Annotated in this window: 10 protein-coding genes and 1 pseudogene; 2 read left to right on the top strand and 9 right to left on the bottom strand. The window is 70.4% G+C overall.

Annotation, left to right across the window (positions count from 1 at the left end):
- The first annotated feature begins 4 nt into the window (after window positions 1–4).
- Window positions 5–1,567: a mucoidy inhibitor MuiA family protein gene (locus AB0761_RS34380; RefSeq protein WP_377273172.1), complete on the top strand. Its 1,563-nt coding sequence runs from the start codon at window positions 5–7 to the stop codon at window positions 1,565–1,567.
- Window positions 1,568–1,783: 216 nt separating this feature from the next.
- Here AB0761_RS34380 and AB0761_RS34375 read toward each other — a convergent pair whose 3' ends face one another.
- The 6 genes and pseudogenes from AB0761_RS34375 to AB0761_RS34350 form a co-directional block, all read right to left on the bottom strand.
- The gene (locus tag AB0761_RS34375) at window positions 1,784–1,957 is read right to left on the bottom strand and encodes a CsbD family protein (protein ID WP_377273171.1); all 174 of its coding nucleotides are present in this window, start codon (window positions 1,955–1,957) and stop codon (window positions 1,784–1,786) included.
- A 778-nt stretch (window positions 1,958–2,735) separates the two neighbouring features.
- Window positions 2,736–3,308: a YbhB/YbcL family Raf kinase inhibitor-like protein gene (locus tag AB0761_RS34370; protein WP_377273170.1), complete on the bottom strand. Its 573-nt coding sequence runs from the start codon at window positions 3,306–3,308 to the stop codon at window positions 2,736–2,738.
- On the bottom strand, window positions 3,305–3,889 hold the full coding sequence (locus AB0761_RS34365; RefSeq protein WP_377273169.1) for a cysteine hydrolase: 585 nt from the start codon (window positions 3,887–3,889) through the stop codon (window positions 3,305–3,307). The genes AB0761_RS34370 and AB0761_RS34365 overlap by 4 nt, the downstream gene beginning before the upstream one ends.
- Before the next feature lie 47 nt (window positions 3,890–3,936).
- Complete coding sequence (locus AB0761_RS34360) at window positions 3,937–5,721, bottom strand: MFS transporter (RefSeq protein ID WP_377273168.1); 1,785 nt, start codon at window positions 5,719–5,721, stop codon at window positions 3,937–3,939.
- 29 nt (window positions 5,722–5,750) lie between these two features.
- Complete coding sequence (locus AB0761_RS34355; RefSeq protein WP_377273167.1) at window positions 5,751–6,191, bottom strand: MarR family winged helix-turn-helix transcriptional regulator; 441 nt, start codon at window positions 6,189–6,191, stop codon at window positions 5,751–5,753.
- 107 nt (window positions 6,192–6,298) lie between these two features.
- Window positions 6,299–6,532, bottom strand: a pseudogene (locus AB0761_RS34350) (DUF4865 family protein); the annotation flags it as partial.
- Between the two features lie 791 nt (window positions 6,533–7,323).
- Between AB0761_RS34350 and AB0761_RS34345 the strand changes: the two are divergent.
- A complete protein-coding gene (locus tag AB0761_RS34345; RefSeq protein ID WP_377273166.1) occupies window positions 7,324–7,770 on the top strand; it encodes a DUF2690 domain-containing protein in 447 nt (148 codons plus the stop codon).
- A gap of 254 nt (window positions 7,771–8,024) precedes the next feature.
- On the opposite strand, the gene AB0761_RS34340 is transcribed toward AB0761_RS34345, so the two are convergent.
- From AB0761_RS34340 to AB0761_RS34330, 3 genes are all read right to left on the bottom strand, one after another.
- Window positions 8,025–9,101, bottom strand: coding sequence for a peptidoglycan-binding protein (locus tag AB0761_RS34340; protein WP_377273165.1), 1,077 nt, complete (start codon window positions 9,099–9,101; stop codon window positions 8,025–8,027).
- A gap of 31 nt (window positions 9,102–9,132) precedes the next feature.
- Complete coding sequence (locus AB0761_RS34335; protein WP_377273164.1) at window positions 9,133–10,902, bottom strand: glycoside hydrolase domain-containing protein; 1,770 nt, start codon at window positions 10,900–10,902, stop codon at window positions 9,133–9,135.
- Window positions 10,903–11,653: 751 nt separating this feature from the next.
- The gene (locus AB0761_RS34330; protein WP_377273162.1) at window positions 11,654–12,616 is read right to left on the bottom strand and encodes an RNA polymerase sigma-70 factor; all 963 of its coding nucleotides are present in this window, start codon (window positions 12,614–12,616) and stop codon (window positions 11,654–11,656) included.
- Between the last annotated feature and the right edge of the window lie 43 nt (window positions 12,617–12,659).

The raw sequence follows: 12,659 nt of genomic DNA, 5'->3' as shown, positions 1-12,659 counted from the left end.
CGTCATGTCCACCCCCTCGCACCCGATCGCGCTGCCCGTCACCGCGGTGACCTGCCTGGAGGACCGGGCCCACATCGAGCGGACCGCCGTGCTGGAGCTGTCCGCCGGTGTCCAGCGCCTGCGCCTGGGCCCGCTGACCGCCCTGGCGGTCGACCGCACCCTGCACGCCGAGTTCCCCACCGACCAGCCCGCCAGAGTGCTCGACGCCCGGATCGTCCGGGCGTGGACACCGCGTGCGCCGCTGCCGCCCGACGAGGGCGACTCCGCGCTGCGCCACCGCGTCCACGCCCTGGAGGAGGAGCAGCACAGCGGGGAAAGGCACCGCGAACGGGTGGAGGCCCGGCTCGCAGCGCTCTCCCAGCTCACCGCCGACCTGCTGCGCGAGATCGGTGAGGGAGCCGGCCTCGGCGAGGTCGAGCGCACCCGCTGGGCCCGGGAACTGGACCGGCTGGACGCCGAACGGGAGACCTGCGCCGAGGAGCTGCGCCGGGTGCAGGCCCGGCTGTCGGCGCTCACGGACCAGCTGGGCAGAGCCGAGGAGGCGCTGGCCCTCGCCGAGGAGGACCCTGCCGAGCTGACCGCCCACCTCGAGCTGACCGTGTCGGCCACCGCCGCCGGACCGGCCCTGCTGCGGGTGGTCCACCTCGTCCCGTGCGCACTGTGGCGGCCCGCCTACCGGGCGGTGCTCGACGGAGGCGTGCTGACGCTGGAGAGCGAGGCGGTGGTCTGGCAGCGCACCGGGGAGGACTGGGCGGATGTGCGGCTGACCTTCTCGACCGCCCGGTCGGCGCTGGCCACCGACCCGCCGCGGCTCGGCGAGGACCGGCTGACGCTCCGGGAGCGCTCCGCCGAGGAGCGCCGCACCGTCGACGTGGAGTTGCGCGAGGAGGAGATCGGCAGCATCGGACCGTCGACGGCGGCCGGCCTGCCGGGGGTGGACGACGGCGGCGAGGTACGGGTGCTCCAGGCGCCGGCGCCGGCCTCGGTGCCCCGGGACGGCCGGGCGCACCGGGTGCCGCTGACTTCCTTCACGGCACCCGCGTCCACCGAGCACGCCTGCTCGCCCGAACTGTCCCCGCTGGTCACCCCGGTGGCGAGGTTCCGCAACGGGTCGGGCCATGCGCTGCTGGCAGGCCCGGTGGACCTGGTCCGCGGCAGCGGGTTCACCGGCCGCGGCGAGCTCGGCTTCACGGCGCCCGGCGCCCTGGGCGAGCTGGCCTTCGGCAGCTCGGACGACTACCGGGTGGTCCGGGAGGCCCAGGAGGTCCGCGGCTCCACCGGGCTCACCCAGCGGACGGTGGTGACCCGGACGGTGCGGCTGCACCTGTCCCGGTTCTCCGGTCCCGGCAAGCAGTCCGAACAGGTGGTCGTGGTCCGGGAGCGGGTCCCGGTCTCCGAGGTGTCGGCCGTCGAGGTCCGGCTGCGCAAGGAGGACTGCTCCCCCGCCCCCGACGGGCTGGACGCAGATGGCGTCGTGCACTGGGCCGTCCCGCTTCCGCCCGGTGGCCGCCGCACGATCACGCTGGTCTACGAGCTCTCGGCGAACGCCAAGGTCACCGGGGTGTGAGGGGCCGGGCCGCAACGGCCGAGGCCAGCACCGCGCGGGGCGGGGCACGGCTGCTTCCGGCGCCGACCGGGCACCGGGACTGCCAGGTGCACCGACCTCGCGCGGTACGGGGACGGCATCCGTTTCCGGCCAGGGTCCTGCGGCGCGCAGGCGCCGAGGGACCCTGAAGACGGGACGGCCGACTACGGCCCGATCAGCTGATGCCGGACTTCCGGTTCACTCCTTGGCCGCATCCTTGAGTTTCTCGCCCGCCTGCTTCAGATCGCTCTTGGCCTGGGTCCCCTTGCCCTCGGCCTCTGTCGTCCGGTCGCCCACGGCCTTGCCCGCGGCTTCCTTGGCCTTGCCCTTGGCCTTCTCGGCCATATTGCGGACCTTGTCCCCGCCACTCATAGTGATCACTACCTTCCATACAGCGGTGAAGCGTCTCCTGTCGCGCGCTGACGCCTGCCCGCGGACCGCGCTCCCAACCGCTGCCACCGGTCGCACCAGCTCCCGGTAGGGAGCCGAAGAACACCTCCTGGTCCGGGCCCATCTGTCCGATGTACGCCTGGTCGAACCGGGCCCGCGCACCGTCTCCAGCTGCTCCTCCGCCTCATCGCCGCAGGTGACGGCGTCGGCGACCATGTCGCGGGTGACCATTCCGCCGGTCCGCCGGCCTGCCGGTCCGCCGGCCTGCCGGTCCGCCGGTCTGCCGGCCGTGGGCCGGAGTCTGCAGGGTCCGGGCGAGTTCGCCGGGCAGCAGCGCGATCGGCCAGATCCGGTGCACCTCGTCGATGGCGCCGTCCTGGTTGCTGCTCCAGCGCACCTTCACCCCACCCACCGGCCCACGCACCGGCCTGACCGAGCCGCCGCCCCCACGGAATGCACCCACCAGCTTCGCCCCCGGCCACTGGGTCGGCCAGGCCCGCCGCGCCCTGCCGAAGCGTCCCGGCCCTGTAGAAGCGATGTCATGCCGACCGGTATCTGCCGAGCCGTCGGAATCACCCGTCCAGCTTCTAACTGATGATCACCATGCTTCCCACCAACCGATCTGACGTGCAGGCATCGCCTCAGCGATCGCCGAATCCGGCTGTTGCAGCACCATGGATTTCATAGTGAATCCTCAGCGTCTCCGTACCGCTGGGGCGCGCGTTCAGGACAGCTGCCAGCGGCGGGGCCTGGCGCGAGGTCAGCGTTCGAAGGTGCCGGCCAGTCGGCCGCGGTCGAGGACCGGTGCGGTGATGGCGGGCAGGAAGGCGCGGGGCCGAGCCCGGTCGGCCTGAGTGGGGCCGGAGGCGCTGTCCACGGGGGTGGAGAGGGCGAACAGCTGGAAGGTGTAACGGTGTGGCCCATGGCCCTTGATGGGCGCGGGACCGTGGTATCCGCGCCCGATGGTGGACCGCAGCAGCTGCACCCCGGTTCCCGGCTGCTGCGCGTTGAGGGCGCCGGCGTCCAGGTGCCCGCATGACGGGTCGATCAGGGCGGCGCAGTGCACGGCCGGTTTCGCCATGGGGACGTCGATGTCCTCGACGACCAGGAGGAGTTGCACGGTGCCGACGGGCGGTGGGGTCCAGGCCAGGTGGGGGGACATGTCGTCACCGCCGACGTGCTTCGCGCACTGCTCCAGCGGTATGGCACCACCGTCGCCGAAGTCCTGGCTGGTGAGGGTCAGCAGCTCGGGACCCTGCAGATTGGGCAGATTCCACGCCAGGTGGGTCTCGCCCGCTCTGCGGTTCTTCAGAAGTCGGCCCAGCAGGGTCATCGCGTCGCCTCCAGCATGTCGATGAATTCGGCGGTGGTGGTGGTTTCGCCGAGCTTGGGAAAGACGCGTCCGGTGCTGTGGCGGTGGGCGTCGGCGTCAGGGTCGGTCATGGCGTCGGTGGCCAGGACGACGTGGTATCCGTAGTCGGAGGCCGAGCGCGCAGTCGACTCGACACCTGAGCTGGTCGAGATACCGGCGAGCACGACCTGGGTCACGCCCAGGTCCCGCAGGAGGGTGTCGAGCCCGGTGTCGTGGAACGCGCTGCGCCGCCGCTTGGTGACCAGGTGGTCGGTCGGCTGGACGTCGAGTTCGTCGATGAGGTCGGCCCAGCCGGACGGCAGGGCGGCGCTGTTCCCGGACCGTCCGGCATCGGTGCGCCCCGGCGCGCGTCCGGTGACGTTGACCAGGACCACGGGCAGGCCGCGGCGCCGGAACTCGGCGGCCAGGTGGGTCGCCTGCTTGACGACGGCGGCGACCGGGTCGTCGGCGTCGGCGTCGGCGTCGGCGTCGGCCGGGACGATGCCCTTCTGCAGGTCGATCACGACGAGCGCGGGCGTGGGGTCGATCGTTGTGAGTGCCAAGGGGTTGTTTCTCCTGTGGAGGCCGGCTGGTTGCCGGGGCCGGGCGGTCAGGTGGTCTCAGCAGCCGGCGTCCCCGTCCGGCTGCCGGTCGCTGGGGCGAGGGCGTCGCCTGCGGCGGCCGTTCGCGGCCCTGGGGTCCTGGCGGCGGGGCCGCTGCCGCGCAGCAGGGAGGCGATCGCGGCCAGGAAGGCGAGGGCGGCGCCGAAGGCGAACACGATGACCAGGCCGGAGTGGAAGGGCCCGGAGATCAGGGTCGGGAAGAACTCGTGTCCGGTCAGGGTCTGATGCTGCGCCTCGGTCAGGTGGGTCAGGGCGCCGGTGGGCTGCAGCAGGTGCTGGATCGGGTTGACGCCCAGTTGGGCGGCGAACAGGGACGCGACCGGGGGCAGGCTGCCGACCTGGGTGGCGACGTGGTCCGGTACGCCCTGCTGTTGCAGTGCGGCGGTGAGGGTGTGCGGGAGGCTGCCGGCCAGTCCGGCGATCATGAGGGAGAAGAACACGCCGATCGAGACGGCGGTGCCGGAGTTCTGGAAGGTGGCACGCATGCCGGAGGCGACACCGCGGAGGTGTGCGGGCACGCTGCCCATGATCGAGGAGGAGTTGGGGGAGGCGAACATACCGCTGGCGATCCCGTTGAGCGCGATCAGCACGGCGAAGATCCAGTAGCTGAAGTCGATCGGCAGGAGCATCAGGCCCAGAAAGCTGCCGCCGAACAGCAGCGCGCCGCCGGTGGACAGGCCCCGGGAGCCGAGCCGGTCGGACAGATAGCCGGAGACAGGGCCCGCGGCGAGGAAGCCCGCGGTCAGCGGCAGCATGAAGATGCCCGCCCACAGCGGCGTGGCGTCGTAGTCGTAGCCGTGCAATGGAAGCCAGATGCCCTGCAGCCAGATGATCAGCACGAACTGCATCCCGCCGCGGCCGATCGAGATGGCCAGACCCGCCAGATTGCCGAAGGTGAAGGCCCGCAGGCGGAAGAGACTCAGTTGGATCATCGGCGCGGCGACACGGTTCTCGATGGCGACAAATGCCGCCAGGAGGACCAGCCCCCCGGCGATCAGCCCGTCGACCAGCGGGTTGGTCCAGCCCATGGTGTGCCCGCCGTAGGGCTGCAGGCCGGAGGTGACCGCGATCAGGACCGCGCTGAGGCCCACCGCGAAGGTGATGTTGCCCCACCAGTCGATCCGGCCGCCGCCGCGTCTGCCGGTCTCACGCAGGGTGCGGTAGGCCCACAGCGTGAAGAACACGCCGACGGGGACATTCACCCAGAACACGGCCCGCCAGTCCCAGGCCGACAACAGGCCACCGGCGACCAGGCCGATGAACATCCCGCCCAGCCCGGCGACCTGGTTGATGCCCAGGGCGAAGCCGCGCTGCTCCTTGGGGAAGGCATCGGTCAGGATCGCGGCCGAGTTGGCCGTCAGTATCGATCCGCCGACGGCCTGCACCAGTCGCCAGGCGATCAGCCACATCGCCCCGTGGCCGCCGTCGAAGGGATCGAAGGACAGCAGGATCGAGGCGAAGGTGAAGACCGCGAACCCGGAGTTGTACATCCGGACCCGGCCGTACATGTCGCCCAGCCGGCCCACGGTGACCACCAGCACGGCCTGGACCAGCCGGTACCCCATGATCATCCACAGCAGATAGGCGATATTGCCCGGAGCCAGCGGATCCAGGTGCACTCCACGGAAGATCGCCGGCAGGGCGATCAGCACAATGGAGCCGTCCAGCGCGGACATGAAGACCGCGGCGGTCGTGTTCGTCAGCGCCGTCCACTTGTACCGGTCGTCGCCTGCCGAGCGGCGTGGGGAGTGCGCCTGGGGAGCGTCCGTCATCAGCTCGCTTCCTCGTGGTTCCGTCGGCATCAGATGCTCTGCGCCAGCCGCTCCAGCAGCGGCGCGGCCGCTGCGAGCTGCTCCAGCTCCGCCGGGGTGAACGTGCCACCGGTCAGGGCGCCGGCGATGAGTTCGGTCCGCGCGTTGCGCTTGTTCTTCAGCGCCTGCAGACCGGCGTCGGTCACCGTCAGCACCACGCGTCTGCCGTCGTCCGGATCCGGGCGGCGTTCGACCAGGCCACGGGCCCGCAGCGCACCGAGCGTGGCCCCCATGGCCTGTGCGGTGATCTGCACCTCGCGGGCCAGCGCCGAGGAGGTGGTGGGGCCCGAGCGGTCCAGCTGCGACAGGGCGGTCCGCTCGGGCATCGTGAGCCCGCCTTCGACCGGGACTTGGCGTACCCGTCGCACCAGCACGCCGAGACTCGCCAGGAGGGCTGCGGCGACCCCCTCGGGGTCCAGTTCATCGCGCATATACTAAAGCTACCTTATCAATCAGCCTTAGTAAATTCCCCCATCGTGCTGCCTCGACGCACCTGTCCCCCGCGTCCGTACGCGATGACCTCGGGGTTCTCGCGCAGGTACGCGGGCGCGCCGACGAGGAAGTGAGCCATCGCTCCGGTGTCGCTCCACAGACAGAAGGGGGCCTACCGGTTGGCCGCCGAGCCGTCGGTGTCGCGTTCGCGGATGACGTACGCCTTCAGTCCCAGCCCGGCGCGGCTGTCGAGGACGTGGCCGCCATCGGCCACCCGTTTGCGGATGATGTCCATGTCGTGGTCGGCGGGCAGGGTGATCTCGTACTGACGGGAGCACACGAAGGGTGCTGCCTTTCTCGGTGAATGGTCGGTCGGCCCGAGGGCCGACGGGGCATTCGACCTCGGCGACTTGGGCACCGGGCGGGTCAGGAAGGTGGCGGGAGAGACTCTGCGCCAGCGCCGGTCGCCCACCGCAGTTCCGGCACCGTCACCAGCATGGACGGGGCACCTCCCCCCGCGGCACTGGTCGCGCCAGGCCCCGCGGCGACGCCGGCCGAACCCTGTCGGCTCGTGGGCGCGTTGGCCCCAACGTGGTCGGGGACGGCGACTTCGTCGACCCGGGGCTGGGCCGGTGGTGCACTGGGAGGCGCTGTCGGCCAAGCCACCGCCAACGACGGGGCACCCACGGTGGAACCCCGTCGGTGGGCGACTCCCTTGTCCTCGCCCGCGCACTCAAGGGCCATGGAATCCCCGTCCCGGAAATCGCAAAGAAGCTGACGATCGGGAGTGGGAAAAACGCGGACAAGTCATCGTCTGTCACCTCGGCGAGCATATGCCAATACCAAATGCGCCTCTCGGCGGGAAACTCCATCAAGATCATAAGGTGGCCCCGACGGCCGCTTCGCTTTTCCCGGCGTCGGCATATTCCTGGACATGCGAGTGGCGGGTCGTGTTCGCGCGAACTGCCAGGTTCAGCACGGAACTTACGCTCATGCCCCTTTTCCGTCGACGGCCGGATGCAAAGCCGGAACGAGGGCCGCATCAGCAGGCATCCACGGGTTTGTCCAATACGCGGATTGGACAGGCTTGGTTCCAGTACTTCATCCGAACCACAGAAAGCGGAGAAACACATGAGGAACAGGAAGAACGCCGTCGTTCTCGGTTTATGCGGTGTGCTCTGCGCAACGGCCACGCTCTTCGGCTCCGGAACAGCCTCCGCCGGCGTCGGCAGCTATCCCTACGACGGTCAGGACCCGTCGGCGTCGGGCTGCAACAACGGTGCCATCACCGTCAGCTCCGCGAATGTGGGCGCCGGCGCCACCATCCTGCTGCGCTACAGCCCCAGCTGCCGCACGGTGTGGGCGCACATTGAGGGAGCAGCGCCGAAGACCCAGGACAACGCCGGCGGTTCAGCCCTCATCTACCGCGAGACGGACGGCGCCGGCATCCGCTGCTACAGCGGCACCAGCACCAGCTGCTACACGCCGATGCTGTACGACGCCGGTATGACGTCGCACGCGACCGGCACCAACGACCCGGGCTGGCAGATCTACTCCAACACCACCAGCTCCTACTAGATCACCGTCCGGGACCGGCTTGCAGCGCCGGTCCCGGACGCACAAGTGCCCACCGGTCCCGAGGACCGGTGGGCACCGCGCAAGAAGGGTCCGGAGTTCACCGACACCGAATTCCATCAGGGAATTCTGTCCATGACGGTTGTTCTGTCCTGGCCTGTGCCGTAGCGATGTCCCACTCGTCCTCGCCCCACGCAATCACGGACAGGGACGAGTGGGACAGAGCCAGAAGGTCGAGAATCTACCTCGCCAGGCCGTCAGGCCGTCAGGTGGTAGTAACCGAGCAGATCGCTGTGCGAGGCCACGGTGTCCTGGCGGACATATGTCCCGGTGAACGGGGCATTGATCATCAATCCATTGCCGATGTAGACCCCGACATGGTGCACGGTCGCCGCGGAGCTGCCGAAGAAGATCAGGTCACCGGGGATCGCCGTGCTTGCGGTGACCTTGGCGAACCGCGGGTTGACCACCTGGTCGCGCGTGGTCTGCCCGATGTCGCCGGCACCCGTCCGCCAGTACAGCCAGCGGGTGAAACCGGAGCAGTCCAGGCCGACCCACTTGTCCGCGGGACAGGGCGAGATGGCGCCGGTGTAGTCGTCGCAGATGCCGATCGACGGACCGAAGGAGAACGCCCCGTCCTCGTGGCCGCCGCCCCAGACGTACTGGATGTTCTGGCCGATGGCCTGCTGGGCGAAGTTCACCACGGCGGCGTACCGCCCGGAACCCAGGTCGGCCGGCTGCTGCGGCGCCGGGTCCCCGTAGAGCGCGGCCTTGGTCGGCGGGTCCACCAGCCCGGTGGCCGACAGGCCGTGGGAGCTCTGGTAGGCGGTGACCGCGTTGGTGGTCGCCGTGTCCAGAACGTGGGTGACGGTCAGGGAGGCGCCGTTGGCCCGCAGCTTGTTCTGCAGTTCGGTGACGCAGCCGTCGTTCTCGCTCGCCTCCAGCTGCACCGGGCAGTTCAGGGTGCGCAGGTCGATCGGGACCGTCGGGTCCTTGTAGTAGAGCGCGGCCTTGGTGGCCGGGCCGACCAGTCCGTCGGCGGTGAGCCCCTTGGACGACTGGTAGGCCAGGACGGCCGTGTTGGTGGCCGGACCGAAGTCCCCGTCGACGTCCAGAGCGGCCCCGGTCGCGTTGAGCAGCGTCTGCAGTTCGGTGACGCAGCCGCTGTCCTGTCCCTGCTGGACGGTGCTCGGGCAGTCACTGGAGAGCAGGTTGATACGCGCCGGTATGGTGGCGGCCGACGCTGTCGGGGTGGCGCTCAGGGCGAGCAGACCGGCCGCGACGCCGGCCGCGACAGTGCGGCCGATCCGGCTCAGTCGTCCGTGCACAGGCATGGTTCTCCCTTGGTTCGTCATGGTTCGCAGGTCACTTGCCGGCTTGCAGGGCGGTCCAGGTGAGGTTGCCGACGATCCCGTCGGAGGTGAGGCCCTGGGAGGTCTGGTACGCCTTGACCGCGGTCGTGGTGGCCGGGCCGAAGTCGCCGTCGATGTCCAGGGTCTGGCCGCGGGCCGCGATCAGTGCCCGCTGCAGCCGCATGACGTCCACTCCGGTGGCGCCGGACTGCAGGGTGGGCTTGGTGCCGGCCGAGAGGAGCGCCGTCCAGGTGTGTGCGTCCACGGTGCCGGTGACCGGCAGGGCCTTGGCGCTCTGGAAGGCCTGCACGGCCGAGGTGGTGGAGGAGCCGAAGACCCCGTCCACGGTGCCGGAGAAGTAGCCCTGGCGCTGGAGCTGGCACTGGGCCGCGCTCACCAGGCTGCCGGAGGCGCCGGACGCGATCGTGGAGTAGAGGGAGAAGTCGATGCCGGCGGTGCAGACTCCGGTGAAGGGCCCGCCGTCGACGTCCAGGTAGTCCCGGTCGATGTTGATGGTGACGCCGCCCCAGGTCTCGTCGGTGTCCCCGGAGAGCTGGTGGATGCGCTGGTGGTCGGCCCAGTCCGCGGCCGGGACGTACGGCGTGGCGTCGGTGTCCGCCAGGCCGTTCCAGCGGGCGAACCAGATGTGGTCGGGCATCGTGTACGTACCGGTGCTGTACTCACCGGCCAGGTCGGCCATGCCGGATCCGGCGGAGGAGTAGACGCCGGAGAGGTAGCCGTTGGCGTGCAGTTCGTCGGTCCAGGCGCTGAGGAAGGTCATGACCGCGTTGCTGCACGAGGAGTCGGTCTGGTCGTACGCCTCCATGTCGTTGTAGAGCACGCTGCCGGTCGGCAGGCCCAGTGCGGCGGCCGCGGCGATCGCCTGCTGGGCCTCGCTGTGGCCCTGGCTCGCGGCAGTGGAAAGAGTGGCGGACACCCGGTGGCTGAAGGTGGTGCAGGGCGCCTGCAGGCCCACGTGGATCGGGATGATGTGCCAGCCCGCCGAGGTCTGGGTCTGGACCCATGACGAGGTCAGGTTGGGCTGGGCGCAGGCTGCGCTGATACCGCTGATGTACACGCCGATGGCGTGGAAGGGGGACGCCGACCAGGCGGACATCTGCGCGTTGGACGGCGCTGCGCAGGGGTCGAAGCCGAGGCCGGTGTAGGTGCCCGGCTGCGCCGCGACGGTGGTGGCGGCCTCCGCGGTGACGGCCGCGGTCGCGGAGAGCGGAGCCGCCTGGGCCTGCGTGTCCAGGGTCGCGCTGTCCAGCACGGTCTGGGCCGCGGCCTGGTCGGTTCCGACCGAGGTGACCAGCACTCCGGCGGCGGGAACCGCCTCGCGTATCCGTCCGGTCGGCGCGCCCGCGCCGGAGGTGGCCGGGGCCTTGGCGGATCCGTGGGGGGCGACCCGGGTGTACCGGTCCACCAATGGGCGGCTCTGCGCGTCCAGCGGTTCGATCAGCAGCGCGTCGGAACGGCCGACCAGTCCGGCCGGGCAGGAGGCCTGACCGGCGTCGGTGGGGTGCCCGAGGTAGACGGCGTGCTGGTCGAACCGCACGCAGGTGTCGGGGTGGGCGGCCAGGTCGATCACGGGCCAGTTCCCGGGTACCCGCACGTGGTAGCCGTGGTACGAGACGCCCTTGGCCGGGGCCGCGGGAGCGGAGGCCGGGGCCGCGGCCGTGGCGGTGGCGGTGCTCAGGGCGACCGAGGCCAGGGTGGCCAACACGGTCAGCGCGGTGGTTGTGGCGCGGGGCGACCGTCGCCACATTCTGGGCAGGTTCATGACACTCCAGTCCTTGTCTCTGCGGTGCGAGCGTGAAGGCGTGTCTTTCACCCGGTCCACGGCGCCACCTCACCCGTCGTATGTGGCGCGGCCGTCGCGGGCAGTGGAAAGGTAGCGCGTCATCAAGTTGCGGTGCACTACCTTGAGCCGAAAATTTCCAACGCGGAAACGTCGACCGCTCGGACCACCGGCCGGCCCGGACCACCGGCATCACACATGACGATTCATCAGGTCAGCGCGTTCATTGAAGCCTCACCTGGCCATCTACCTGAACTGACTGACCATCAGGCCGCATGGGCGGTCACGCGGCCGGCATGCGAGAGGGCCCGAAGCCACGCTCCGGGTCGTGGCCGCCGGCGCGTCCGCAGGCAGTCGCCGAGGCGACCGAGGAGCCTGCCAGGCTCCGGAGAACTGCCGTCAAGCGCGCAGGAACCAACGCCTCGGCACGGTGCGAGTCCTCAAGGACGCCGAACTGCACCGCTGCGCTGAGGAATTCCGAGCCCGAGCCGATGCCGGACCGTCGATGCCGGACCGTCGACTCCGACCTGTCCGCCCTCGACGCCCTTCTCCAGGTCGAGGGGATCGCGCTTCTCGGGGCGACGTCCGGGCGCCGCGTCGGAGCGGTTGCACTCAGGGAGCACCGACCTCGGCCCGGTCATCAGCAGGGGGGATCGTGGCACCGGACCGCCCGCGCTGGGGTGCCGTTTCCAGACCACAGCCCGGAGACCGCAGTCCGGACCGGGGAGATCGGTCACAGTGAGCGGCTCACGGCGGTCTCCTGTTGCACCCGGGACAGCTTCTCCGGATTGCGCACGCCGTAGAGGCCGCTGATGCGGCCGTTCTCGATCCGGAGCGCCAGCACGCCGTCGATCTCCCCGTCGAGCCGGATGAGCAGCGCCGGGCTGCCGTTGAGCTCCACCGGCTCGACCGACCTCTCACTGTGGCGCCTGTACCAGCCGCCGGCCAGCAGACGGGCCACCTTGCCGGCCCCCACGACGGGTCGCAGCAGGGCTTGCTTGACTCCGCCGCCGTCGCCCAGGGCGACGACGTCCGGGGCGAGGATGTCGAGCAGGCGCTGCAGGTCGCCGGTCTCGACCGCCTGTTGGAAGGCCTGGAGTACGGCGCGGGTCTCGGCCGGGGAGGCGGTGCCGCGTGGTCGGCGGGCGGCAACGTGCCTCCGTGCCCGGTGGGCGATCTGGCGGACGGCGGTGGGGGCCTTGCCGACGGCTTCGGCGATCTCGCCGTAGTCCAGGTCGAACACCTCGCGCAGCACAAACACCGCCCGCTCGATCGGTGCGAGTGTCTCCAGCACCAGCAGCATCGCCATCGAGACGCTCTCGGCCAACTCGACGTCCTCGGCCACATCAGGCGCGGTCAGCAACGGCTCGGGCAACCACGGCCCCACATAGGACTCCTTGCGCCGACCGAGCGCACGCAGCCGGTCCAGCGCCTGCCGGGTGACGATCCGCACCAGATAGGCACGCTGCTCCCGTACGGAATCGAAGTCGACGCCCACCCATCGCAGCCACGTCTCCTGCAGGACGTCCTCGGCGTCGGTAGCCGAGCCGAGCATCTCGTAAGCGACGGTGAACAGCAGGTTGCGGTGGGCGACGAATGCCTCGGTGGCGGCGTCCACGGAACTCATGGAGTCCGCGCGGTCGGCACGATCGAACGGCTCCGCCGTGTCCGTAGCCAGTCCGCTGCGCTCGCTCATGCCCGGCTCCTGCCTGTTCGCCCTCAGCACTGTCACACGCACA

Origin of the sequence: Peterkaempfera podocarpi, assembly GCF_042466665.1 — a bacterium.
GTDB lineage: Bacteria > Actinomycetota > Actinomycetes > Streptomycetales > Streptomycetaceae > Peterkaempfera > Peterkaempfera podocarpi.
Note: the sequence above shows the minus strand (reverse complement) of the source record. Positions and strands in the feature narration are given on the sequence as shown.